This window comes from Peribacillus sp. NPDC094092, assembly GCF_050279365.1.
Lineage (GTDB): Bacteria > Bacillota > Bacilli > Bacillales > DSM-1321 > Peribacillus.
In genome coordinates, this window is record NZ_JBNNUC010000001.1 from 1,042,363 (window position 1) to 1,067,881 (window position 25,519).

27 protein-coding genes are annotated in these 25,519 nt (G+C 43.3%); 1 reads left to right on the forward strand and 26 read right to left on the reverse strand.

Annotation, left to right across the window (positions count from 1 at the left end; genetic code table 11):
• Window positions 1-11: 11 nt before the first annotated feature.
• The 11 genes from rnc to ACQKNS_RS04935 form a co-directional block, all read right to left on the reverse strand.
• Window positions 12-752, reverse strand: coding sequence for a ribonuclease III (rnc, locus tag ACQKNS_RS04885; protein WP_427642134.1), 741 nt, complete (start codon window positions 750-752; stop codon window positions 12-14).
• 264 nt (window positions 753-1,016) lie between these two features.
• Complete coding sequence (locus ACQKNS_RS04890) at window positions 1,017-1,250, reverse strand: acyl carrier protein (protein ID WP_034313729.1); 234 nt, start codon at window positions 1,248-1,250, stop codon at window positions 1,017-1,019.
• A 57-nt stretch (window positions 1,251-1,307) separates the two neighbouring features.
• A complete protein-coding gene (fabG, locus tag ACQKNS_RS04895; RefSeq protein WP_427641447.1) occupies window positions 1,308-2,051 on the reverse strand; it encodes a 3-oxoacyl-[acyl-carrier-protein] reductase in 744 nt (247 codons plus the stop codon).
• Window positions 2,048-2,995 carry an ACP S-malonyltransferase gene (fabD, locus tag ACQKNS_RS04900; protein ID WP_427641448.1) on the reverse strand — a complete coding sequence of 316 codons (948 nt, stop codon included), beginning with the start codon at window positions 2,993-2,995 and terminating at the stop codon, window positions 2,048-2,050. The genes fabG and fabD overlap by 4 nt, the downstream gene beginning before the upstream one ends.
• Before the next feature lie 17 nt (window positions 2,996-3,012).
• Window positions 3,013-4,008, reverse strand: a complete 996-nt coding sequence (gene plsX, locus ACQKNS_RS04905) for a phosphate acyltransferase PlsX (protein WP_427641449.1) — start codon at window positions 4,006-4,008, stop codon at window positions 3,013-3,015.
• A gap of 24 nt (window positions 4,009-4,032) precedes the next feature.
• A complete protein-coding gene (gene fapR, locus ACQKNS_RS04910) occupies window positions 4,033-4,590 on the reverse strand; it encodes a transcription factor FapR (RefSeq protein ID WP_427641451.1) in 558 nt (185 codons plus the stop codon).
• Between the two features lie 119 nt (window positions 4,591-4,709).
• The gene (gene recG / locus ACQKNS_RS04915; protein ID WP_427641452.1) at window positions 4,710-6,761 is read right to left on the reverse strand and encodes an ATP-dependent DNA helicase RecG; all 2,052 of its coding nucleotides are present in this window, start codon (window positions 6,759-6,761) and stop codon (window positions 4,710-4,712) included.
• Window positions 6,758-7,642: an L-serine ammonia-lyase, iron-sulfur-dependent, subunit alpha gene (sdaAA, locus tag ACQKNS_RS04920; RefSeq protein ID WP_427641453.1), complete on the reverse strand. Its 885-nt coding sequence runs from the start codon at window positions 7,640-7,642 to the stop codon at window positions 6,758-6,760. The genes recG and sdaAA overlap by 4 nt, the downstream gene beginning before the upstream one ends.
• A gap of 37 nt (window positions 7,643-7,679) precedes the next feature.
• A complete protein-coding gene (sdaAB, locus tag ACQKNS_RS04925) occupies window positions 7,680-8,342 on the reverse strand; it encodes an L-serine ammonia-lyase, iron-sulfur-dependent subunit beta (RefSeq protein ID WP_427641454.1) in 663 nt (220 codons plus the stop codon).
• Between the two features lie 202 nt (window positions 8,343-8,544).
• Window positions 8,545-10,215 (reverse strand): DAK2 domain-containing protein, encoded by a 1,671-nt coding sequence (locus tag ACQKNS_RS04930; protein WP_427641455.1) that lies wholly within the window; start codon window positions 10,213-10,215, stop codon window positions 8,545-8,547.
• 18 nt (window positions 10,216-10,233) lie between these two features.
• On the reverse strand, window positions 10,234-10,596 hold the full coding sequence (locus ACQKNS_RS04935) for an Asp23/Gls24 family envelope stress response protein (RefSeq protein ID WP_048684651.1): 363 nt from the start codon (window positions 10,594-10,596) through the stop codon (window positions 10,234-10,236).
• A gap of 253 nt (window positions 10,597-10,849) precedes the next feature.
• Between ACQKNS_RS04935 and rpmB the strand changes: the two genes are divergently transcribed.
• Entirely contained in the window at window positions 10,850-11,038 is a 189-nt protein-coding gene (gene rpmB, locus ACQKNS_RS04940; RefSeq protein ID WP_034313767.1) for a 50S ribosomal protein L28, read from the forward strand.
• A gap of 186 nt (window positions 11,039-11,224) precedes the next feature.
• Here rpmB and spoVM read toward each other — a convergent pair whose 3' ends face one another.
• From spoVM to remA, 15 genes are all read right to left on the reverse strand, one after another.
• On the reverse strand, window positions 11,225-11,305 hold the full coding sequence (gene spoVM / locus ACQKNS_RS04945; protein WP_034313769.1) for a stage V sporulation protein SpoVM: 81 nt from the start codon (window positions 11,303-11,305) through the stop codon (window positions 11,225-11,227).
• Window positions 11,306-11,427: 122 nt separating this feature from the next.
• Complete coding sequence (locus tag ACQKNS_RS04950) at window positions 11,428-12,081, reverse strand: thiamine diphosphokinase (protein ID WP_427641456.1); 654 nt, start codon at window positions 12,079-12,081, stop codon at window positions 11,428-11,430.
• Between the two features lie 101 nt (window positions 12,082-12,182).
• The gene (rpe, locus tag ACQKNS_RS04955; protein ID WP_427641457.1) at window positions 12,183-12,830 is read right to left on the reverse strand and encodes a ribulose-phosphate 3-epimerase; all 648 of its coding nucleotides are present in this window, start codon (window positions 12,828-12,830) and stop codon (window positions 12,183-12,185) included.
• Between the two features lies 1 nt (window position 12,831).
• A complete protein-coding gene (gene rsgA / locus ACQKNS_RS04960; protein WP_283901805.1) occupies window positions 12,832-13,713 on the reverse strand; it encodes a ribosome small subunit-dependent GTPase A in 882 nt (293 codons plus the stop codon).
• Between the two features lie 23 nt (window positions 13,714-13,736).
• Window positions 13,737-15,770: a Stk1 family PASTA domain-containing Ser/Thr kinase gene (gene pknB / locus ACQKNS_RS04965; RefSeq protein ID WP_427641458.1), complete on the reverse strand. Its 2,034-nt coding sequence runs from the start codon at window positions 15,768-15,770 to the stop codon at window positions 13,737-13,739.
• Between the two features lie 5 nt (window positions 15,771-15,775).
• Window positions 15,776-16,525 carry a Stp1/IreP family PP2C-type Ser/Thr phosphatase gene (locus tag ACQKNS_RS04970; protein WP_427641459.1) on the reverse strand — a complete coding sequence of 250 codons (750 nt, stop codon included), beginning with the start codon at window positions 16,523-16,525 and terminating at the stop codon, window positions 15,776-15,778.
• A gap of 4 nt (window positions 16,526-16,529) precedes the next feature.
• A complete protein-coding gene (rlmN, locus tag ACQKNS_RS04975; protein ID WP_427641460.1) occupies window positions 16,530-17,624 on the reverse strand; it encodes a 23S rRNA (adenine(2503)-C(2))-methyltransferase RlmN in 1,095 nt (364 codons plus the stop codon).
• Entirely contained in the window at window positions 17,624-18,976 is a 1,353-nt protein-coding gene (rsmB, locus tag ACQKNS_RS04980; protein ID WP_427641461.1) for a 16S rRNA (cytosine(967)-C(5))-methyltransferase RsmB, read from the reverse strand. The genes rlmN and rsmB overlap by 1 nt, the downstream gene beginning before the upstream one ends.
• A complete protein-coding gene (gene fmt / locus ACQKNS_RS04985) occupies window positions 18,963-19,922 on the reverse strand; it encodes a methionyl-tRNA formyltransferase (RefSeq protein WP_427641462.1) in 960 nt (319 codons plus the stop codon). Before fmt ends, rsmB begins: the two co-directional genes overlap by 14 nt.
• Window positions 19,919-20,404: a peptide deformylase gene (gene def, locus ACQKNS_RS04990; RefSeq protein WP_427641463.1), complete on the reverse strand. Its 486-nt coding sequence runs from the start codon at window positions 20,402-20,404 to the stop codon at window positions 19,919-19,921. Before def ends, fmt begins: the two co-directional genes overlap by 4 nt.
• A gap of 95 nt (window positions 20,405-20,499) precedes the next feature.
• Window positions 20,500-22,911 carry a primosomal protein N' gene (gene priA, locus ACQKNS_RS04995; protein ID WP_427641464.1) on the reverse strand — a complete coding sequence of 804 codons (2,412 nt, stop codon included), beginning with the start codon at window positions 22,909-22,911 and terminating at the stop codon, window positions 20,500-20,502.
• 6 nt (window positions 22,912-22,917) lie between these two features.
• Window positions 22,918-24,126 carry a bifunctional phosphopantothenoylcysteine decarboxylase/phosphopantothenate--cysteine ligase CoaBC gene (coaBC, locus tag ACQKNS_RS05000; RefSeq protein WP_427641465.1) on the reverse strand — a complete coding sequence of 403 codons (1,209 nt, stop codon included), beginning with the start codon at window positions 24,124-24,126 and terminating at the stop codon, window positions 22,918-22,920.
• Between the two features lie 260 nt (window positions 24,127-24,386).
• A complete protein-coding gene (gene rpoZ / locus ACQKNS_RS05005; RefSeq protein ID WP_076366615.1) occupies window positions 24,387-24,590 on the reverse strand; it encodes a DNA-directed RNA polymerase subunit omega in 204 nt (67 codons plus the stop codon).
• A gap of 3 nt (window positions 24,591-24,593) precedes the next feature.
• A complete protein-coding gene (gene gmk, locus ACQKNS_RS05010) occupies window positions 24,594-25,208 on the reverse strand; it encodes a guanylate kinase (RefSeq protein WP_076366617.1) in 615 nt (204 codons plus the stop codon).
• Window positions 25,209-25,218: 10 nt separating this feature from the next.
• Window positions 25,219-25,482 carry an extracellular matrix/biofilm regulator RemA gene (gene remA, locus ACQKNS_RS05015; protein WP_034313813.1) on the reverse strand — a complete coding sequence of 88 codons (264 nt, stop codon included), beginning with the start codon at window positions 25,480-25,482 and terminating at the stop codon, window positions 25,219-25,221.
• Between the last annotated feature and the right edge of the window lie 37 nt (window positions 25,483-25,519).

Genomic DNA, 25,519 nt, shown 5'->3' on the forward strand with positions numbered 1-25,519 from the left:
CTACTGTTAAACTATCTTGTTGATTTTTTATCTTTTAAAACGATTAATGCATGCTCGGCAGCATGCTGCTCTGCTTCTTTTTTTGACTTTCCTATTCCAGAACCCAGCTCTTCCCCATTAAGGGAGACGGTCGAAACAAACTCCCGATTATGTGCCGGTCCCTTTTCCTGCAAGATCTTATATTGCAGGACACCGATGGCATCCCGCTGGATCAGCTCCTGAAGCTGGCTCTTATAATCCATCACATGAGAAAAAGCACCCTCGTCTATCTTTGGAAACACGACATTCGTCAAAAACTGCACAACCGGCTCTAATCCTTGATCAAGGTACAAAGCACCAATGTAGGCTTCGAATACATCCGCAAGCATGGCAGGGCGTTCTCTTCCACCTGTCATTTCTTCCCCTTTTCCGAGTAATACATATTCCCCGTAAGAAAGGCTATTGGCAAAAGAAACAAGTGAAGGCTCACACACAATGGCTGCCCTTAGTTTGGTAAGTTCACCTTCGCTCATCATCGGATATTTTTGATATAAGTATTTAGAGATGGTCAATTCAAGTACAGCGTCCCCTAAGAATTCAAGCCTTTCATTATCTTCATAAGGCTTACGGCGATGCTCATTCACATAAGATGAATGCGTAAAAGCTTGTTTTAATAGATTTTCATCTTTGAAATGAAAACCCAGATTTTCTTGCAACTGTTTAAATTTATTATCCTTGATTGATGGTTTACGATTATTTCCGTTCCTACGCATCACACAAAACCCTCCACAACGGTTCAAAAAGCATATTTTTCCAATATATAAAAAGAAACCTGGCAGGAATTCCTGTCAAGCTTTCCTATGTACCATCATACATTATTATCCCCTTAAAGAAAACTAATGGCAAAAGACCACTGCACTGCAGGCGGAACTTACCGAGTACATGCTCATTTCCTTCTCTGCCGCTGCATCGAACTTCTTTAAGCAATAAGAGAAAGCCCCGTTAAAAAACGGAGCTTTTAGTCAAATGACAATTCATTACATAGTGCTTTGTATGTAATTCACAGCATCACCCACTGTGGCGATTTTTTCAGCGTCATCGTCCGAAATTTCCATATCAAACTCGTCTTCGAATTCCATGACTAGTTCAACTACATCAAGGGAATCGGCACCAAGATCTTCTTTGAAAGAAGCTTCAAGTTTTACCTCTGATTCTTCTACGTTCAAACGATCTACAACGATTTTAGTTACTCTTTCTAATACATCTGCCAATGTGTTCACCTCCCCTCAAAACATTATAAATTAATTTCGAAAAAAATCAAAGAAAACTTACATGACCATGCCGCCATCTACATGAAGAGTTTGCCCAGTCATATATTTGCTGCCCTCAGAAGCAAGGAAAGTCGCTACTGCAGCAATATCTTTAGGATCACCGAACCGTGCAAGCGGGATTTGGTCCAGCATGGCTTTTTGGACGTCTTCAGGCAATTCACCAGTCATATCCGTTGAGATGAAACCTGGGGCAATCGCATTGACCGTAATGCCTCTCGATGCAAGTTCCTTTGCCGTCGTTTTAGTCAGGCCGATCACACCAGCTTTAGCCGCTACATAATTAGCCTGCCCTGCATTTCCGCTGACGCCGACGATCGATGCCATATTGATGATCCTGCCGCTACGCTGTTTCATCATTTGCCTTGTAACCGCTTTGGTGCATAAGAACACGCCTTTTAGATTCGTATTGATCACAGAATCCCATTCATCTTCTTTCATGCGCATCAATAGGTTATCACGTGTGATGCCAGCATTATTGACCAGGATATCCACCCTGCCAAACTGTTCGACGACCTCTTTGATCATGCTTGTCACCGAATCACTATTTGCAACATCGCATTGTATGGCGAATGCTTTACGGCCCAATGCCTTGATTTCGTCAACCACTTCATTCGCTTTAGCTTCACTGCCAGAATAGTTGATGGCAACATCCGCTCCCTGACGGGCAAGTTCTAATGCAACTTCCCTGCCTATACCTCTTGAAGCTCCGGTTACAAGTGCTTTTTTTCCTTCGAGGATCATGCTTGTACCCCCTTCAATGTTTCAATTGTTTTAGTTAGAGAATCTATATCGGATACCGAGTGAATTTGAACGGAACGATCAATTTTCTTAATCAATCCGCCCAATACTTTCCCAGGGCCCACCTCGATGAACGTATCCACGCCCAAATCAAGAAGATTTTTCACACTGTCCTCCCAAAGGACCGGTGAATACAGTTGTTCGATTAATTTTTCTTTTATTTCGGCAGGTGCTGTAATGGGATTAGCCGTTACGTTTGAAATAACAGGAATTTCTGCCTGTTTGAAGCTTACTTCATCAAGGACACCCTGTAACTTTTCTGCTGCCGGTTTCATCAATTCCGAATGGAACGGTCCGCTCACTTCAAGGGGAAGAGCCCGTTTAGCGCCATTTTCCTTGGCTTTTGCACTCGCAAGTTTAACCCCTTCCGAAGTGCCTGAAATGACGATTTGCCCTGGACAATTAATATTGGCCAATTGAACGGATTCCCCCGTGGCCGTAATTTCAGAAGTGACTTCAGATAGAGCTTCCCGGTCCATTCCCAAAATCGCAGCCATTGAGCCTTGACCATTCGGTACCGCAGCTTCCATGAATTCACCACGCTTACGCACTGTATATACGGCATCCTCAAAAGAAATTGCACCAGATGCCACTAATGCCGTATATTCACCTAAACTGTGCCCGGCTGTATAATCGGGTTTAATGCCCGCTTCTTTCAACTCCTTGACAAAAGCATAACTCGTAGTCAATAAAGCAGGCTGTGCATTATAAGTCACCGTTAATTCTTGTTGTGTGCCATTAAAGATCAATTCGGAAAGTGGAAAATCAAGTTTTTCATCAGCTGTTCGAAAAATTTGCTGAGCACGCTCGTTTTCCTGAAATAAGTCATGCCCCATTCCTATTGATTGTGAACCTTGTCCTGGAAAGACAAAAGCAATTTTACCCATCTGTTACTCCCCTGCCTCTATGATTTATTATTTTTTTCTATTGTCTCCGCAATTGTGGAAATGACGTCATTTCCAACCATATCGCGAGTCTGGCGTATTGCATTATAGACCGCATTCTCATCTGAAGAACCATGAGCCTTAATGACAGGGGCCTTCAAACCGAATAGGCCGGCACCGCCATACTCCGAGTAATCCATTTTATTTTTTATGCCTTTTAGTTCAGGCTTTACCATTGCTGCAGCGAACTTACTCTTGAGATTGCTCGTCAAAGCCGTTTTCACCATTTTGAATACGCCCATAGCAGTACCTTCAAGCGTCTTTAATACCATATTTCCCGTGAAGCCGTCCGTTACGACAACATCAGCCGGCCCGCTCAGGAGGTCCCTTGCCTCTACGTTGCCTATAAAGGATATCTCCGAAGATTGCTGCAGTAATGTAAAGGCATGCTTTGTCAGTTCATTCCCTTTTTTTTCTTCTGTGCCAATATTAAGTAATCCGACACGGGGCTTTTCGATTCCCCGCACTTTTTGGGCATAAACAGAACCCATTATGGCGAATTGAAGGAGATGCTCGGGTTTCGAATCGGAGTTCGCACCTACATCCAGTAGCACAAATCCTTTACCATCGATTGTCGGAAGGGTGGGAGCCAATGCCGGACGTTCAATTCCTTCTATCCTTCCGACCACAAACAAGCCCGCAGCCATTAGCGCCCCCGTATTGCCTGAGGAAATGCATGCATCGGCTTCCCCGTCTGCCACTTGCTGTGCAGCCAACACCATCGAGGCGCTTTTCTTGCGCCGGACCGCACGAACCGGTTCATCGGTACTCAATATTTTTTCATCAGTATGTATAACCCTTATACGGTCATGTTTCGCTAAGTATTGGTTAATTTCAGCTTGATCGCCTATCAAGGTGATTTCCACATCGGAAAAATTCTCGACAGCTTTCATCGCTCCCAAAACCTGTGCCTCGGGAGCATTATCGCCACCCATGGCATCTATCGTAATCTTCATTTTCTTTCATCCTTTACTAGAAAGTTAAGAGCGATACATTTCGAACTCACCTTTAAAAACCAGTTCATTACCCACGTAGCTTCTGACTTCCACCACGGAACGATCGTTGGTGTGGTCCACGCTTTTAACCCTCGCTTTAGCTACCACTCTTTCATTTTCCTTTACAGAACGAGTAAATAAAATGGATGCTTTTGCGGTTAATGCCAGTTCATCATTTATGACTGCCACAGCCAATGAATTCGCTTGAGCAAAAAGGTGATGTCCCCTGGCAATTCCATTCCGCTTAAAGACATGCTCTTTAGTTATATCCAAAATCGAAATTGCATTATCATCTAAATTAAGGTCAATTACTTCCCCGATGATTTCATCCAAAGGCAATGCCCTGATTTCGTCACTGAATTTTTTTTCGGCCACGCTTTTAATACGCTCACGCAGTTCCGGTATCGACAATTCAAGACGGTCAAGCCTAATGGTCTGGACGCTCACCGAATATTTTTCAGCCAGCTCCTCATCCGTTACAAAAGGATTCTGTTTAATCGTTTCGATTAATAATTGCTGGCGTTCCTTCTTATTTCTTCGCATTTTGAAGGTCACCATCCGTAGTATTATGACTAGGTACTAATAGTAGTATATATATTTTAAAAACAGATTGCAAGATATTGCGTAAAATCTCACAATCTGCTATTGGTTTTTCATTCAGTTCAGTCCAGCTTTTCTCCCGTGAATACGCCCGTCCCCTCTAAATAATTCCGAAGCGGAGCATACTCCGGGGAATGCCAAAAGCTTTGGGAGTCAATCAATTTTGCCGCATCCGTCCTTGCCACTTCCAGCGTCCTGTAATCATGGACCATGTCGGCCACCTTAAACTCGGGAAGGCCGCTTTGTTTTTTACCAAAGAAGTCACCGGGGCCACGAAGTTCCAGATCTTTTTCGGAAAGGGCAAAACCATCGTTTGTCTCGGTCATGATTTTCATCCGTTCTTTGCCGACTTCCGTTTTCGGATCAGCCAGCAGTATGCAAAAGGACTGATCACTTCCCCGTCCAACCCTTCCGCGTAACTGATGCAACTGTGAAAGCCCAAACCGCTCCGCATCATAAATGACCATTACCGTGGCATTTGGAACATTCACCCCAACTTCGACAACCGTCGTGGAAACAAGGATTTGTGCTTCATTGGCACTAAACTGCTGCATCACTTCGTCTTTTTCATCAGCGTGCAGCCTTCCATGCATAAGACCCACTTTGTACCTGTTGGCAAAGTAATGTGTCAGCATTGCATGAACATCGAGGACATTTTGTAAAGAATCGAGTTTCTCCGACTCCTCAATCAATGGACAGATGACGTAAGCCTGCCTCCCTTTTTTTAGTTCCTTTTCGACAAAGGTTAAAATCCGATCAAGCATTTGGTGTTTCGCCCAATAGGTTTCTATCGCTTTTCGCCCGGCAGGCATTTCATCGATCGTGGAGACGTCCATTTCCCCAAACACAGTAATTGCAAGCGTTCGCGGAATCGGTGTAGCCGTCATGAAAAGGACATCAGGATTCGTACCTTTTTCACGGAGGATGCGGCGCTGTTCCACTCCGAAACGATGTTGTTCATCCGTTATGACAAGACCTAAGTTCAGAAAATTCACTTCATCCTGTATCAATGCATGGGTTCCTATCAAAAGATCCAGCTCCCCGGATTCCAGCATATTCAATACTTCCTTGCGTTTTTTGCCTTTTACAGAACTTGTCAACAATGCGACTTTGACTCCACTCGGTTCCAACATTGCCTTCAGGGATTGTGCATGCTGCTCAGCCAAGATTTCCGTCGGGACCATAAGTGCACCTTGGAAACCTGCTGTAATCGTCGCCTTCAGGCATATGGCGGCAACCACCGTTTTCCCGGACCCGACATCCCCTTGAAGTAGACGGTTCATCCGGTAAGGAGATTTCATATCATTCATTATTTCCTGGACGACCCTATTTTGAGCGTTCGTCAAAGGAAAAGGGAGACTTCCAATGAAGGCTTCCAGCTGCTCCATGTCAAACTCCTGTCCTATCCCTTTTGACTGCTCCCTCTGCACTTTACGAAGTGCCTGCATTTTAAGCTGAAACAATAAAAACTCTTCATACACAAAACGGCGTCGAGCCTTTTTCACCTCATTGGCCGATAGAGGGAAATGCATGGTACGAAGAGCATCGTTACGAGGCATCAGTTTGTATGCCGCCAGTAATTGCGGGGGCAGATTCTCTTCTATCATTGCCCCATATTCAGAAAATGCATTGGAGATAAAGCGGCGTAGACCCTTGACAGTAATGCTGCCTTTCACTGAGTACACCGGTTCGAACTCTTTCTCCCGGCTGCGATCGCCAACGTGGCATTCCGACCCTGTAATGGTTTGCCGGTGACGATCCCACTTCCCTGTAACCGTTACAGTTTCACCTATCGCAAGTTTTTGCTTCAGGTATGGCTGGTTGAAAAAAATGACATTTATTAAATATCTCCCAGTCAATACCTTAATCGTAAGCCTGGATTTTTTCTTTCCGAAATATCCTAAAGTGGGCACCGTATGAACCTTGCCTTCCACGGTAACCCGCTCATCGTGCTCGACCGTTTCCAAATCCCTCAACCGGTAATCTTCATAGCGATATGGGAGATGCTCAAGGAGATCCGCGACGGTATGGATCCCCATTTCCCCCAACGCTGCCGCCGTTTCGGCCCCAATTCCTTTTACTGCTGTTATGGGTTCCTGTAAAGCTGCTTTCACTTCTTATTCAGCGGCAAGCCAAAGATTTTCGCTTCCAACTCCCGCCCAGTCGGTGTAGCCGCTAATCCTCCTTGTGCAGTTTCCCTAAGTGCCGATGGCATCGTTTGCCCGATTTTATACATCGCATCAATTACTTCATCACACGGTATGCGGCTTGTGATCCCCGCTAACGCCATATCTGCGGCAACCATTGCATTGGCTGCACCCATGGCATTTCTCTTCACACAAGGCACTTCCACAAGCCCAGCAACAGGGTCACATACAAGACCAAGCATATTCTTCAATGTGATCGCCATCGCTTCTGCACTTTGTGCCGGTGTCCCTCCTGCCATTTCAACGATGGCTGCCGCTGCCATGCCCGAGGCAGAACCGACCTCCGCCTGACAGCCCCCAGCGGCTCCAGAGATCGAAGCATTATTTGCTACAACAAAACCAAAAGCCCCTGCTGTAAATAGGAACTCAATTTTTTGTTCCCGAGTCGGTTTTAATTTATTTTGCAAAGCAAAAAGTGTTCCAGGCACAACACCAGCAGATCCGGCAGTCGGTGTCGCACAAATCGTTCCCATGGCTGCGTTCACTTCGTTTGTTGCCACGGCTTTGCTCACCGCATCCAACAGCAGTCCACCGGATAAGGAATTACCGGATTTAATGTAATTCTGAAGAAGAACTGCATCCCCTCCCGTCAGTCCGGAAACGGACCGTACACCTTGAAGTCCCTTTTCAACTGCCTGTTCCATTACATCCAGGTTGACTCCCATCTGGCCAATGATTTCTTCACGGCTTTTTCCCGTTACTTCCATTTCCTGCTCTATCATCAGCGTTGAAATTCTTTTCTGCTTTGATTCAGCTAACTCTACTAATTCCGCTACATTTCGAAACATGATTCATTCTCCTTCCTAAGTGGAAACGATTGCCCAGTCAATCCACAATCCTTGCTACTTGAGTGATGTTGGGGAGTGCCGTAATTTCAGCGATGACGTGATCCTCCAGGTTATGGTCCACTTCAATCGTCATCAAGGCCATCTTCCCTTTCTCTTTTCGGGAGACCTCCATCTGGCCAATATTGATTTGATGCTTGGCTAATATGTTTGAAACATTGGCAATGGCACCAAACCGATCATCATGAACGACGAGTATGGCAGGGTTGTGCCCGGAGAGCCTCAATTTAAACCCATTCAGTTCGACGATTTCGATCTTTCCCCCGCCAATCGATATTCCGACAAGTTCCAGTTCACCATCATCATCACCAACTGTTATTTTTGCAGTATTGGGATGTTCCGGTACTGCTTCTTCTTCCCGAAAAGTAATTTTCATTTTCCTTTTGCGGGCTAATTCCAGCGATTCTTTGATTCTCTCATCAAATGTATCAAAATCAAGTAAGCCTCCTACGATGGCTACATCCGTCCCATGGCCCTTATAGGTTTTTGCAAACGATCCGTAAAAAGAAATATGGGCCCATTTCGGTTCCCGGTCGAATAAATTCCTGGCAACCCTACCGATCCTAGCAGCTCCTGCTGTATGGGAACTAGAGGGGCCGATCATAACAGGACCAATTATATCGAATACACTTCTGAATTTCATGATATGCTCCTCCTTCTTTACACTGGGAGTATTTAAATAAAAAAGCCTGATATATTGTAATTACAATCACGCTGTCCGTAATCCTTCTTTTCAAAAAAATAAAACTGCATAGCCTAATGACATATGCAGTTTATTGCTTTTATTTTTTTCAGGATCCTTCAAAATTTATGACCAAACAATCCTTATCTTCATGACCCTCTATTTATTCAATTGAAAAAATAAAAGAATATAAAGGTTGTTTCCCATTATGGACTTCAACTTCAACGTCTTCAAAATTCTCATTACAAAACGTAACAAGACTTTCGACATCTTCAGCAGTGGCATCTTCCCCATATAAAATGGTAAGGATTTCCGAATCTTCGTCAATCATATCGGAGAGAAGATCTTTTGCCGCCTGAGTCATGTCTTTATCCTTCACTTTGATGGTACCTTCGGCAATTCCCATGAAATCCCCGGTCTCAATTGTTAGACCGTCAATGCTGGTATCCCGGACAGCATAAGTAATCTGGCCCGTTTTCACATGCGAAAGGGCTTCGATCATCGCTTTTTTATTCTCTTTTGCATCAAGTGAAGGGTTGAATGCCAACAATGCAGCCATTCCCTGAGGTACTGTTTTCGTTGGAATGACAGTCACATGGTCCCCAAGCACATCTGCAGCCTGATTGGCCGCCATGATGATATTTTTATTATTAGGCAAGATGATGACATGATCTGCATATGCCTCTTCGACAGCTTTAACGATATCTTCCGTGCTAGGATTCATCGTTTGTCCGCCTTCGATGATGGACTTAGCGCCGATGCTTTTGAATAATTCGCTGATGCCAGCACCCATCGCCACTGACACTACAGCGTATTTCTCTTTGGTGGACGGTTTAGTTTGAAGCGGTGTATTCGTCTCACCTACAATCGCAGTATGCTGTTCACGCATATTATCGATTTTCATTTTTATTAAACTGCCATATTGCTGTCCATAATTCAGGCACGTGCCAGGCTGTTCAGAGTGAATATGTACTTTGACGACTTCATCATCTGAGATGACTAATAAAGAATCTCCGTATTCACTTAAATCATTTCTGAATTTCTCTTCATCAAATGGTTTATCGGCAAGATTTTCACTTTCCAATCGGACCATGAATTCCGTACAGTAGCCATACACGATATCTTCCGTATTCATATGCCCTTGTACATTCATGTGATGTTCGGCACTGATCATGTCGTCCATGCTTGGACCATTTGAAGAGCGGACTGGTAGGGCTTCACCTTTCAGCTCAGCTAGGAAGCCTTCATAAACGAACACCAACCCTTGCCCACCGCTATCTACGACTCCCACTTCTTTTAAGACCGGAAGAAGATCCGGTGTGCGTTTTAATGAGGCATTGGCCTCCGTAACGATTTCTTCCATTACTTGAATAAGGTCTTGGTGCCTTGCTGCTGATGAAACCGCTTGCTTGGCTGCATCTTTTGCAACCGTTAAAATGGTTCCTTCAACAGGCTTCATTACAGCTTTATAAGCTGTCTGAACCCCTGCTTCAAAAGCTTGGGCAAATTCTTCACTATTGATTTCCGATTTATGTTCAATCGCTTTAGCAAAACCGCGGAACAGTTGAGAAAGGATTACTCCTGAATTGCCGCGTGCGCCCATTAGCAGTCCTCTTGAAAGGGACGTACCCACTTTCCCGATGTGTTCCTGGACGTTATTTTGCACTTCCTTCGCTCCCGAAGTCATCGATAAATTCATATTCGTTCCTGTATCTCCATCTGGAACAGGGAAAACATTCAACGCATCAACCATTTGGGCATTGGCCGCTAAATGGTTGGCACCTTGAATGATCATTTCTGCAAAGCGCTTTCCGTTTAAACTTGTAATTGACACAAAACTTTCCTCCTATACTTAAGGGTTCGTCACACGAACTCCCTGTACAAAAATGTTGACGGAATCAACAGCTAATCCTACAGTTTTGTCCAGAGTATACTTTACCTTTGATTGCACATTATGTGCAACTTCCGAGATTTTCGTTCCATAACTTACGATAATATACATATCGATATGAACTTCTTCCTCTTCTTGACGGACTATTACACCCTTAGTAAAGTTTTCTTTTCTTAAAATTTCGGCAATGCCGTCTTTAAATTGTTTTTTGGAAGCCATTCCTATAATTCCGTAGCAATCCACAGCTGCTCCGCCTGCTACAGTAGCGATAACATCATTAGAGATGTCAATTTGTCCATACTTCGTTTGTAATTCGATAGACATTTTCTTTTCCCTCCCAAAAAATCAAATCAACTAAAGACATTTTACTATAATGTCTATGGTTTTAAAAGTAAATGTCATACGGTACTACATATAATTCAATTTTGAAGTATGTATGTCAAGGTTTTTTTCTTGAAAGTAATTAACTGAAGTATTGCATTCTAACGGTAGGTATGATAAATTATTAAAGTATTTTACAAAGACTTAAGACGACTGCAAAAAACTTAAGCTTGTTGTAGTTAGGAGGGAAATTAACATGGCACGTAAATGTGTAATCACTGGAAGAAGAACTCGTTCTGGTAACAGCCGCTCTCACGCAATGAACGCTAGCAAGCGTACATGGGGCGCTAACCTTCAAAAAGTACGTATTTTAGTTGACGGTAAACCTAAACGTGTATACGTTTCTGCAAGAGCTCTTAAATCGGGCAAAGTAGAACGCGTATAATGTTACGGCATCCTCTTAGGATGCCTTTTTACTTATAATGGCCGGTATTAATGGGGTTGGTTTCAATAAGTTGATCAAGGCTGGACTGCATCAAGGAAGAAAGCCTTCACCCATTAATGGATGGCTGTCCCTTTTTACCGAAAAATAACACCTCCCTGATTTTGAGAGGTGTCATGGAGATAAGTATCAGCCTTTTTTAAACGCTCCGAGCATAGCCCTTACCAAACTGCCCAGAACTTTTGGCAATTTAATCGTATAAAATTTCATAATGCCCCTCCTCTTTGCATCCCACAATTAAAGATGAAGTGGAATTTTTCTATTACAACATAAGCTTTTAAGCGGATATAGGATGATCGTAATTATATCCGAATCTGCTCTAAGCATGAATTTTAATCACTGCTTCTTATCACCATTAATATGCCTTTCTCAAATGAAACATTCCCAGATTCGGAAATTAGTTCATTGCTGATGCAAAGTGTCGAACCTATTTCCAAGCTTGCATCATTCAGTGGATATTTGAAACCCGACAGTGTAATGCCGGTGACTCCCGCCGTTACAGGGAGCAATGACAAGTATTTTTTATCTTTTAAAGCAGTGACTTCATATGAACCCGCTGTCTTAACTGTGAATATATTTTGCCGATCGACTATGTATATTTCTATATCGCCATGATAAGGGAGGACACTTTCTTTTTGGAGCAGCTGGATATTTCCAAGAAAATGGTCCATTCTTCCCCCTGTAGCGCCCAGGATATGAATTTCACTTGGCTTTTGCCCTATTGCCCATTTAAATGCGATCTCTAAATCCGTTTCATCCTTTTCAGAAGAATATAGATCGATTTGTTCCAGCCTTTGCTCAATCTTCTTGTATTCGTCTTCCGAAACTGAATCAAAATCCCCAAAGCCGTACTTAGGTTCGATACCTTTTTCCAGCAAGGACCATACTCCCCTGTCAACCCCGACCCAAAGATCAGTCTTCTCCTCATACCATGTCAGATCCGGCCAAAAGCATTCCGGACCTCCAGCCATAATACTAATAATCATTGAAATCATCCTTTTCTATATCTAATCATATCCATGTTGCCTTTGTTAATTGCTAAAAAAAGCCGACCACCATCATACGAATATGATAGTGTCGGCTTATATCACTTTCCCCGAATCTTTTGAATCGCTGCGTGTCGATCTTCTTGATTATATATTGCCGAGCCGGCCACCAGGACTGTCGCCCCTTTTTCAATACATAGTTTAGCCGTTTCTTCATTCACTCCACCATCAACCTCTATTTCAAGGTTTTGATTATACATTTCTGCCATCGCCTTCACTTCGGCAATTTTCGGCAGAACGGATTTAATGAACTTTTGCCCGCCAAAACCCGGATTGACCGTCATCAACAATACCATGTCAATATCTTCGATTATAGGTTGGATCAAGGAAGCTGGAGTGGCTGGATTAAGCACCACGCCTGCCTTTACACCAAAAGATTTAATCAATTGTATCGTCCGATGCAAGTGAGTGCATGCCTCCACGTGTACAGTTATATAATCGGCTCCCGCTTTCGCAAAGGCCTCGATATAACGATCAGGTTGTTCGATCATTAAATGAACATCAAGCGGAAGTTTTGTCACCGGGCGAATAGCATCAACAATTAGTGAGCCTATCGTTATATTCGGGACGAAATGCCCATCCATGACATCCACATGGATTAAATCCGCTCCGCCCCTTTCCACATCAAGTATTTCTTCTCCCAATTTTGCAAAGTCAGCTGATAAAATGGATGGTGCGATTTTAACCATTTTAATACCTCGGCTTTCTATCTCTGATTTCTTCTAAGAATTGCATATAATGCTCATATCGATAACGTGGAATTTCCCCGGCATCAACCGCTTCCTTCACTGCACACTTCGGTTCTTTATCGTGCAGGCAAGCACGGAATTTACAGTCTTCCCCATACTTATGCATTTCCGGGAAGCAATAAGATAACCGTTCAGCTTCCATTTCCATGAATTCAAGTGAACTGAAGCCTGGAGTATCTGCGACAAGTCCAGAGCCGATATGAATCAATTCAACGTGCCGTGTGGTATGCTTCCCACGTCCCAGGTGTGATGAAATATCATCCGTCTTTAAAGCCAAGTCAGGATTGATTGCATTCAGCAAAGATGATTTCCCAACGCCGGACTGACCGGCAAACACACTGGTTTTTCCTTCCAAATACGGCACTAGTTCTTCGATTCCCCCAGCGGTAACTGAAGATGTCTCCAGTACTGTATAGCCAAGTTTCTGATAGTCCTTGATATACTGTGACAATTTTTTTTGGTTTTCAGCAGTAACCAAATCAAGTTTCGTCACGACGATAATGGGTTCGATTTCGTTATCTTCAATCAGTACGAGAAATCGATCAAGCAAGGCCGGACTGAAATCAGGCTCTACTGCTGAAAAGACAAGGATTGCCTGGTCTACATTCGAGATTTGCGGACGAATCAATTCATTCTTACGCGGTTTTATTTCGGTCACGGTCCCGTCCGTTTTATTTTCCGCTTCAAAAACCACATAATCACCCACAAGCGGAGTTACCTTATTCTTCCTGAAAACGCCCCGTCCGCGGCATTGATAGACCTCTTCACCATCAAGGACATAATAAAATCCACTTAATGCTTTGATAATTTTTCCTTCGGGCATAACCACACTCCTAATTATTAAATTTATTCCGGATATGAGACGGATTCGTCAATGATGACCTGATTGTCCCTCATGACTTTATATCCTGCTTTTTTATCAGGGGAAACCATTAATTCGATCGTTCTTTTGGCATCTTCCAAGATAAAGAATGTTTCTTGAGGCTCCGTCATGCTATTGTCGATATCCTCGATGAAAATTTGAATTTTTTGCGTTTTGCCTGGCTCAACCGGATCATACTCGATGTTGATTTCCTCCGTTACACTCTTGGGAGGAATCTCTTCTTTCCCTTTTGAAAGGACCACTTTCACAGTACTGCCCTTTTCCACCTTCGTAGCAGGTTCCGGTGACTGGGAAATGACAAGCCCCTCTGCTACTGTATCATCATAGATTTCTTCTTCAACATCGATCTTTATTCCACTTTCATTGGAATAATCATCAAGGCCAGCTTGATTGAACCCCGTTAAGTTCTTCAAGCTCAGCAGATCTGCCCCTTTACTGACCGTTAGCTCAAGCTCTGTTTCGGATGGTACGACCTCACTGGCACCTGAGGGCGATTGATCTATGATCGTGCCGGCAGCACTGTCATCATATTTTTCGGTCACGCTTATGTTTTTGAATCCCATTTTTTCAAGCAGGGATTTAACATCAGAATAGTCTCGACCTTCATAGCTGGACAATGAAATCGTTTCTTTCCCAATGCTTTGATAAATATCGATCACTGCACCTTCCTTGACCGTCTTACCTTCCTTAGGGTTGGTTTTGATCACAAGACCAGCTTCAACCTCTTCATCTTCAATTTCGATCGTGTTCCCAATTTCCAAATCCATTTCAAGCAATTCAGTAATGGCATCATCCAACTCTTCCCCTTTAAGGTCCGGGATCGTCACTTCTTTCGAAACAAGGAGGGGGGGTAAAACAGTGACAGATAAAACAGCAAGCAGGGCGAGAACTAAAAAGGTGGTCACCAAGATTGCAGGCATGTTCTTTCGTTTTTTACCTTTATGTACCGACTTGATTTTTTGTTTTTTCTGTTTCTTTTGTTTTTTCGGTTTCTTTTTCGTTTTACTCTCTGCTTCTGATTCACTTTCTTCATTGTCCGCATAAACCAATGTATTTTTTTCAGGACCCCTTATGATAGTCTCATCGACGCTTGAAATCTGATCATCCGTTATGACGGGGATCGCTTTTGTTGCATCATGATCTTCTGGAATAGCAAAAGGCAGTTCATTTGAACGCTCAGGATTAAGTGAAGTCCGCATGTCATCTTCCATTGAGTCCACGCTATCATAGCGGTGATATGAATCTTTGGCTGTCGCTTTCAGGATGATATTTTCCACACTCTGAGGTATTTCGGAGTTCCAGCGTTTTGGCGAAGGAGTTTCCGATTGTAAATGTTTAAGCGCTATCGAAACGGCTGATTCACCCGAAAAAGGCAATCTCCCCGTCAACAATTCAAACATGACGATACCAAGTGAATAAATGTCCGATTTCTTATTGGCCATGCCGCCCCTGGCCTGTTCCGGAGATAAGTAATGAACCGAGCCCAAGACTGCGTTGGTCTGCGTTATGTTCGTTGCACTTAGGGCCAAGGCAATGCCGAAGTCCGTAATCTTGACAGTTCCTTCTTTATCTATCAAAATGTTCTGTGGCTTGATGTCCCGATGGATGATCCCATTATGATGGGCATGGGAAATCGCTGCCGTGATTTGCTTCATGATATCCAGGGCTTCATCAACTGGAATTGGATAATATTTTTGTATGTATTGCTTTAGTGTAAAACCGTCCACGTATTCCATTACAATATAATAGATTGAATCTTCTTCACCAACATCATAAATACTTACAATATTGGGATGGGCCAAACTGGTTGCCGATTGGGCTTCCCGATTGAAGCGCTTGATGAACTCTTCGTCATTATTAAAATCCATGCGAAGGATTTTCAATGCAACGTCCCTATCCAAGATCATATCCCTTGCAAGGTAAACATTCGCCATACCGCCGCCGCCGACCATCTCGATCAGTTTATAACGGTCGTTGATTCTTCTACCAATCAACATTCAATTCACCTGCTTTCACTTTCTTCAGTAAATTGAACAAGCACAAGGGTGATATTGTCTTCCCCACCGTAGTGATTGGCCTTATCTATTAATGAATTCGCCTTTTCTTCAAGTGACTGTCCATTGGTTATGGTTTCTTCCAGTTCCTGTTCACTCACCTTGTTCGTCAATCCATCCGAACAAAGCAGTAGTAAATCATTTTCCTCGAAGATGACAGTCATAATGTCCATTTCCACTTGTATTTCTGTCCCAAGGGCTCGTAATAAAACATTTTTCCGTGGGTGGTTTTCGGCATCTTCCTTTGAAATCTGCCCGGAACGGACCAATTCATTAACAAGTGAATGATCTTCCGTGACCTGCTTAAAACCGCTCTCATTATACAAATAACATCGGCTGTCCCCGATGTTGGCAATGGTAGCAAACTTGTCGGTGCAAATGGCTGCAACAATGGTGGTTCCCATACCCTTGCATTCCGTATTCGCTTCTGCATGTTCAAATAGCAACTGATTGACCAAGACGATTTGCTGCTTCAGCCAATCCTCGGCATCATTTGCCGTTTCGATACTTTTGGAAGCTTCCCAACCCTTTTTCAGAAGGTCTATCGTCATGGCACTGGCTACATCCCCGGCACGGTGGCCGCCCATGCCATCTGCAACGATGGCAAGGCGAACGCCTTCCGAGTTCTTAAAGATTCCGCCATTATCTTCATTATGCTGGCGGACTTTTCCACGGTCTGTCTTAAATATTGCCCTCATAGGGTCACCTCGTCTCTTCTTTGCGCTCCTTGGCCCGAAGCTGGCCGCAGGCTGCGTCAATATCACTGCCTTGTTCCCTTCGGATCGTTACATTAATGCCGCGCTTCTTCAATGTTTTTTCAAACTCAAAAATTTGGTCACGAGGTGTACGTACATAGTTGCGTTCGGGTACGTAGTTAACCGGTATTAAGTTAACATGGCATTTTATCCCTTTAATTAAACTTGCTAATTCTTCTGCGTGCTCCACTGTATCATTTTCGCCACCGAATAGACCATATTCAAAACTTACACGGCGACCTGTTTTTTCTGTATAGTATTTGATGGCTTCAATCAAGTCCGGGAGTTTGTAGGCCTTATTGATTGGCATCAACTTACTTCTCAATTCCGTATTCGGTGCATGAAGGGAAACAGCAAAGTTTATTTGCATGCTTTCTTCGGCAAACTTATAGATTTTAGGAATGATTCCACTTGTGGAAACGGTAATATGACGCGCCCCGATGTTCAAGCCCTTTTCATGGTTTATATTTTTCAAGAATGACATCATGTTATCGTAGTTATCGAACGGTTCACCGATTCCCATGATAACGACGGAACTAACACGTTCTTCCGATTCGTCAAGTGCTTGCTGAACTTTAACGACCTGGGCAACAATTTCCCCTGATTCAAGATTACGCTTTAAACCGCCTAATGTCGATGCACAGAATGTACAGCCAATTCTACATCCTACCTGCGTTGTCACGCAAATGGAGTTTCCGTATTCATGGCGCATAAGCACCGTTTCAATCGAATACCCATCATGGAGTTCAAATAAAAACTTCATTGTTCCGTCATTGGACGTTTGCTGAATCAACGTTTTCAATGTCGTGAAGGTGAATTGTGATTCCAGCTTATCCCGTAATGTTTTCGAAAGGTTGGACATATCTTCAAAACTGGAGACACGCTTTTTATAAAGCCAGTCATATACTTGATCGGCCCGGAATGCCTTCTCTCCATTTTGAATAAGCCATTCTTTGATTTGGTGAAGCTCTAATGAGTAGATTGATGGTTTTTCTGGTGTCGTGTCTTTTCTTACTCTAGATGATTTAGTTATTTCTGCCATTACAGCACCTTCTTTCTAAAACTCGCAATAAAGAATCCGTCACTGCTAAAATATTGCGGAAAAACTTGCAGCGTATGACCCTCGATAAATGGCTGAACGCTTTCAGGCATTCTTGTGGACAAGGTTGCATCGCTTTCAAAATCCGGATGGCTTTCCAAAAATGCTGCAGCGACTTTGTCATTTTCTTCTTTATCCACCGTACAGGTACTATATACTAAGCGTCCGCCTTGCTTAACAAGCGGAGCAGCCGATTCCAATAATTGTTTTTGTATACTTGAGAGTTTCATTATATCATCTTTTGTTTTAGTGTACTTTACATCAGGCTTCCGGCGCATGACTCCCAATCCGGAACATGGTGCATCGATCAGGACCCTGTCAAACCCTTCCTTATTAAAGTGTTCTTGCACTTTCCTGCTATCAAGGGCCATTGTCTTAATATTGTTTCTGAGTTTTAGGCGCTCAGCCTGCTCTTTAATGAGCTTGACCTTATGCTCATGCAGGTCCAGCGCATATACTTGTCCAGTGGTCAAGCCTTCTGCGATATGTGTCGTTTTCCCTCCAGGTGCAGCACAGCAATCGAGTACAGCATCATTTTCATTTGCACCTAATGCATGGGCTACAAGCATCGAACTCTCGTCCTGAATCGATAAGTACCCTAATTTGTAGCTTTCTGAATGAGCAAGATTCCCTTTATAGCTGACGATTGCTTCAGGAACGACTTCACTTGCTTCAACATCATATCCTTCCTCCGTTAATATGCTGATCAGTTCACGGCGTGAAATCTTCTTTAAATTAACCCGCCCCGTCTGTAAAGGCGCAGTTAAGTTGATTTCACACATTTCCTTGGTTTTTTCATGACCAAATTGCTCTACCCAACGCTTGACCAACCAGATTGGGTGACTTACTTCTATGGAAAGCCGTTCCAGATCATCTTTAATATCACCTAAAGAAGGAACACCATTTCTTTGAATATTACGAAGTACACCATTTACCATCGAAGATGTACCTTTGTGCCCGCGCTTTTTGGAAATTTCGACGGCCTCGAAAATGATTGCATGATCTGGCACTTTATCTAAATAGACCATTTGATAAACGGAAAGTCTAAGTAAATTGATGACCCAGCTTTGCGTTTTTTTCGGTTGTTTAATAAATGGGTTGAGATAATAATCCAAGGTCATCTTCCGCTGTATGGTACCGTAGCTTATTTCTGTAAGCAGTCCGCTGTCCACGGCGGATAACTGGTGCTTTTTAATCAAATTGTTCAATAATAGGTTACTGTAGGATTGGTTTTTCTCTACAGATTCCAAGATATCGAGAGCGATTTCACGTACTCCCTTTTTAGTTTGCTTCATTCTGTTCTCCTAACTTCATGCCTGCTTTAATGAACGATCCGGCTCCCCGTAAATAATCTTTCGCCGGCATTTTTTTCTTCCCCGAAGGCTGCAGTTCCGTAACCAGTATTGCCGTCTCATTGCCTGTCGAAACGATGAAACCATCACTTTGTACATCAATGACCGTGCCCGGCACTGTCTGATTGCCATCTTCAAGTTTCTTTACCTGCCAAATTTTCAAAATGACCCCGTCTAAGGTTGTATAAGCAACAGGCCAAGGATTCAGGCCACGTACATGGTTATAGATGTCTTCCCCTGATTTCGACCATTCGATTTTTTCCTGAGACCGCTTTATGTTAGGCGCAAAAGTAGCTTTTGCCTCATCCTGCTTGATCGCCTCCAACTCCTGATTTATAAGTTTTGGAAGCGTCTCTGCAAGCAAATCCGACCCTATCTTGCTTAATTTATCATGCAGTGAACCTACATTGTCTTCTTCTTCTATAATAACTTCCGCCTGAGTCAATATATCACCGGCATCCAATTTTTCCGCCATATACATGATGGTTATTCCCGTCTTTTCTTTCCCTTGCAAAATGGAATAATGAATTGGCGCCCCTCCACGCAGTTCAGGTAGCAGGGAGGCATGTACATTAATACATCCGTACTTAGGGGCATCCAGCAATTCATTCGGAAGGATTTGACCGAAAGCCGCCGTCACCACTAAATCAGGATTCAATGCAATGATTTTTTCAAGTTCTTCTTTTTCACGGATTTTTTCGGGCTGATAAACGGGAATCCCCTGCTTTTCGGCTTCGACCTTAACTGGCGGCGGCGTCAGCACTTTTTTGCGGCCTACTGGGCGATCGGGCTGTGTGACCACAGCGATCACATCATACCCTTCATCAATGATTCTTCTCAATACCGGCACTGAAAAGTCCGGCGTACCCATAAAAATAATTTTTGTCATTCTTCTCCTAACCTTTCTAACTCTTCTTCCGAAATATACCGGGAAATCTTACTTGTAAATAAAACGCCTTGCAGATGATCAATTTCATGCTGAAGCGCCCTCGCTAGGAAATCCTCCGCTTCTATCTCGAAAAAAGATCCTTTTCTGTCTTGTGCCCGGACTTTGACACGGTATGGACGCGATACTTCTCCATATAAACTCGGGAAGCTCAAGCATCCTTCAACACCTGTCTGTTCGCCTTCCATTTCCAGCACTTCCGGATTAATCAGTTCGATAGCACCTGATCCTTCCTCTATTTCAACGACGGCCACTTGCTTTTTCACGCCGACCTGAGGTGCTGCAAGTCCAACGCCATCCGCCTCCACCATCGTTTCATACATATTATTTAACAGCTTTGCCAACTTTTTATCAAAACTTGTTACTTTATCGCATTTTTGTTGTAAAATTTTTTCAGGAAACAAGACAATCGGTAAAATAGCCAAAATTAAAGGTACCCTCCTAGATATGAAAAACAACACTTCATTATATAAAAACGCAAGCTGGAACAGCTCGCGGTAATCATCCATCTCTCAAACAATTACATCATGATCTGTGGATTCAAATCTATTGAAATCTGCAGATGGTTTTGGGCGGTTTCTTTTTGGTAATGCTCCAAAAGTGTGCGTAGATGCTGATTAAGGTCAGGCTCTCGTTTGTATTTTATCAGACATTGATAGCGATATCTATTGTTGATTCGACTAATGGGCGAAGCAACCGGACCTAGTACGATAGAATCCCGATTCAATCGTGAGCCTAAATAATTGGTGATTTTTTCAGTAACACTGACCGTCTTCATCAAGTCTTCATGTGAAACGGTTATAAGGACAACATAATAATAGGGAGGGTAGTGACTTTGCCTCCTTAGATGCATCTCCCGTTCATAAAAAGCATCAAAATCCTGTAAGGCAGAAAGCTCGATGCTATAGTGCTCAGGCGTATACGTTTGGATGACCACTTCTCCCGGAAGCTGATGACGTCCCGCCCTTCCGCTTACCTGTGTCAGCAGCTGGAATGTCTTTTCAGATGAACGGAAATCAGGCAGATGCAGCATCGTATCAGCTGATAGAACCCCAACAAGAGTGATATTAGGAAAATCAAGGCCCTTGGCTATCATTTGGGTGCCTAGCAATATATCTGCCTTCCCTTCACCAAAAGCATTCAGCAACCGCTCATGTGAACCTTTCTTGCTCGTCGTGTCAACATCCATTCGTATGACCCGAGCTTCAGGCAGAATTTTCGCTAACTCTTCTTCAACCTTTTGAGTGCCTGTACCGAAGAACCTTATATGCTCGCTTTCACATTCAGGGCAAACGGAAGGCATTCCCTCTTCAAACCCGCAATAATGGCATTTCATTATATCATTAAAGCGATGATAAGTGAGTGAAATGTCACAATTAGGGCAGTTGATGACCAATCCGCAGCTTCGGCACATCACAAAAGAGGAATGTCCCCTTTTATTTAGCATCAGGACTGTTTGCTCCCCCTTCTCAAGCCGGTCTTTCAGCTTGGTAAAGAGCAGCTCCGAAAACATGGAACGATTTCCCGTTCTTAGTTCTTCTCTCATATCTACAATATCCACTGATGGCAACTCATTTTCATTCATCCTCTGGCTAAGGGTCAATAGTTTATAGACGTTTTTCTTGGCACGTGCAAAAGATTCAAGTGTAGGTGTCGCGCTTCCAAGAATTACCGGACACCTATATGATTTTGCTCTTTCAATGGCAACATCCCTGGCGTGGTACCTTGGCGTTTCTTCTTGCTTATAACTGGATTCATGTTCTTCATCAATGATGACCAGCCCCAGGTTTTCAAATGGAGCAAACACGGCTGAACGCGCCCCCACCACCACTTTAACTTCCTTCCGGTGAATTTTCCGCCATTCATCATATTTTTCACCTACGGATAAACCGCTATGCATGACAGCTACCTGCTCACCAAATCGTTCTTTAAACCGTTTCACCGTCTGTGGCGTCAAGGAGATTTCAGGAACAAGCATGATGGCTTCCTTGCCTTTTTCAATGACGGAGGCAATTGCCTGTAGATACACTTCCGTCTTCCCGCTGCCGGTTACACCATATAAAAGAAAGACATCATGTTCATCATGATGTATTTTCTCGTTGATGGGCTTCAATGCAGCTGTTTGCTCAGCTGTTAGCGTAAAGGGTGTGGATTTTTCGAATACACGGTTTTCATAAGGATCACGGTATATTTCTCGATCCAATTCCGCCAAAGCCCCTTTTGACACAAGGGATTTGACGGTACCGCTTGATGTGTTTATCAATTCAAGCAAGTCCTTTAACGGAATTGTTTCTTGATGTTCAATAAAGTATTGAAGGAGTTCCTGTTGTTTTTTTGCTTGGCTGGAGAGGGCTGATGCCATTTCTTTCAGTTCCTTAGGGGAAAGCAAAGGTTTAATGACACGGACCATCTTCTTATTTAGTCGGTTTTTCACATTATATATAAGCTCAAGATTGCCATTTTGCATTTCCTTTTGGAAAAGGGAGGCGTTTTCCCCTTCAATCACATCTTTCCAAGATATTGAATCATTTTTCCCGAAAAGATTTTGAATGAAGAGAGGCAGCTGATCCTTTTTATCTTCAACGACTTTAATAACTTTTTCATACTTTGCTTTCATCGCTGCCGGAAGCATGGCCTGCAGCGCTGAAATTTTAAAACACATCGCTTCTATGGTCAACCAGTCACCAAGCTGCAGCAATTCATCATTAAGGATGGGCTCCAAATCCATTGGTTCCTTTATGTTGCGTAATTTCGCAAAGTCGCTTTTAGCTTTTAAGCCTGTGACGAATCCCTGCACCATTCTTGGACCGAATGGGACGATGACTCGCATTCCGGGCTTGATGACTTGGTTCCACTTTTCAGGAATGCGATAGTCGAATTCTCGATCCGTTTGTTTAGCAGGTACATCCACGATAACGGATGCTATATCCATAAGACATCATTCCTTTTGCATGCGGGATACTTCTGCCAGGATGCTTTTAGCTATATCCGCTTTACTCATTTTTGGAAGTTCGGTCGCACTTCCATCTTTATCGTAAATGGTCACGATGTTCGTATCCGTACCAAATCCTGCCCCTGCGACGGTAACATTATTGGCAACGATCATATCTGCATTCTTTTTTACTAATTTTCCCCTTGCGTATTCTTCAACGTTGTTCGTTTCAGCCGCAAAACCTACCAAGATCTGATGAGTTTTATTTTCACCGAGTTCCTTAAGGATATCCTTAGTCCGTTCAAATTCAATCACATTTTCCCCTGGCTGCTTTTTCATCTTTTGAGCATGAAAAATCTTTGGTTTATAATCCGCCACTGCAGCCGTCATGATTACGACGTCACTGGAATCGAACTGTTCGAATACCGCATCATACATATCCGCTGCAGATTCCACTTGAATTACTCTTGCCTTCGAAGGTGGCGTCAAGTTCACGGGGCCAGTAATCAATGTCACTTCAGCACCCATTTCAATTGCCTCTTCGGCTAGGGCATAGCCCATTTTGCCGCTGGAATGATTCGTCACGTAACGCACTGGATCAATGGCTTCACGAGTCGGCCCTGCCGTTATTAAATATTTCTTTCCTTTAAGAGGCTGTTTCTGTGATTTGCGTTCACCGAAATATCGATCAAGATGTTCCACTATTGTTACCGGTTCCTCCAATCGCCCTTTTCCTACATAGCCGCAGGCTAAATACCCTTCACCCGGTTCAATGAATTGATATGCAAACGACCGAAGTGTCTCCATGTTTTTCTGAACCGCTGGATGGGCATACATGTGCACGTTCATTGCCGGCGCAACCCAAACAGGTGCTTCCGTTGCCAGAAGTGTGGTAGTGATCATATCATCCGCGATTCCATTGGCTATCTTGCCAATGACATTGGCTGTAGCTGGAGCCAAAAGGATGATATCAGCCCAATCAGCCAAGTCGATGTGGGCAATGACTGAAGAATCCTTCTCATCAAAAGTATCTGTATAAACATCATTTCTCGAAAGTGCCTGAAAAGTGAGCGGCGTCACGAACTTACGTGCCGATTCACTCATGACCACTTTTACATGGGCACCTTCCTGAGTTAATTTACTTGTCAGGGCAGCAGCCTTATATACAGCAATCCCGCCGGTGACACAAAGAAGTACTTTTTTATCGATAAGCATGCAAATTTCCCCTAACTATACATTCTATTTTTTCTAATTATGACGGAAAACCGAAGAAATTTCATTTGAAATGCGCAATAACATATGGACGCCTCGGTCGTTCCATATATTCCCTTATTCAATCAATGTACTTGGTTACTCTTAAAAAAATCAAAACAAACAGGCCTGACACCTTGGCCGCAGGAAGGAAGCACTTTCCAAATGTAACGCTCCTGTTTGCTTTAGGGTGTCAGGCCCGATAGGTCAAGCTATGTGTTCTCTTAGTTTTCCTCGTAAGAATTATCATAAGTCAATTTACCGGAATGAATTTCTTCAAGGGCACGACCTACCGCTTTATGGGAAACCGGTTTTACGAGGCAATTATCTTTAATTTGCATTTCCCTGGCGCGTTTAGCCGCCACTGAAACAAGTGAGTATTTAGAATCGATTTTAAGTAATAGAGAATCAATTGATGGGTATAACATAATTTATTCCGCCTCCAACATTTTTTTATATAAAACAGCAACTCTTTCCCGACGGCAATGCTCGGCAATTACAATGGCATTAATTCGTGCACATGCGGCATCCACATGATCATTTTCAACAACATAATCGTACAGATCCATAAGTTCTATTTCTTCCTTAGCCACCTTCATCCGTCCTTTTATCGCTTCCTCCGTCTCGGTTCCGCGAGTAACGATGCGGCTTTCGAGTTCAGTCAAACTCGGAGGCGCAAGGAAAATGAAAAGTCCTTCAGGGAATTTCTCCCGAACCTGTTTAGCTCCTTGAACTTCTATTTCCAGAAATACATCTTTTCCAGAATCGATTGTTTCACGGACATAATCCACGGGTGTTCCATAATAATTACCGACGAACTCAGCATATTCAAGCAATTTTCCTTCTTTGATAAGTGCTTCGAATTCCTCGCGCTTTTTGAAGAAATAGTCCACTCCGTCCACTTCACCATGGCGAGGCAGCCTGGTCGTCATCGAAATGGAATATTCAAATGCCGTTCCTGGCTGAGAAAAAATTGCCTTCCTTACAGTTCCTTTACCAACACCGGATGGACCGGACAAAACGATTAATAAACCTTTTTCTCTCATATTGTTTCAGTTACCCCTCTTCTACGCTGTCATCTCTATCTTGGAGCCGTGCAGCAACCGTTTCCGGTTGAACGGCAGATAAGATAACATGGTCGCTGTCTGTAATTATTACGGCCCTGGTTCTTCTACCATATGTAGCATCTATTAAGGATCCGCGGTCCCGGGCGTCTTGGATGATCCTTTTAATCGGAGCCGACTCCGGGCTCACGATGGATACGATCCGGTTTGCGGAAACGATATTCCCAAAACCAATATTAATGAGCTTAATTGACATTTTTGTCCCCCATTCATATCTATTGTCACCTTGTTAG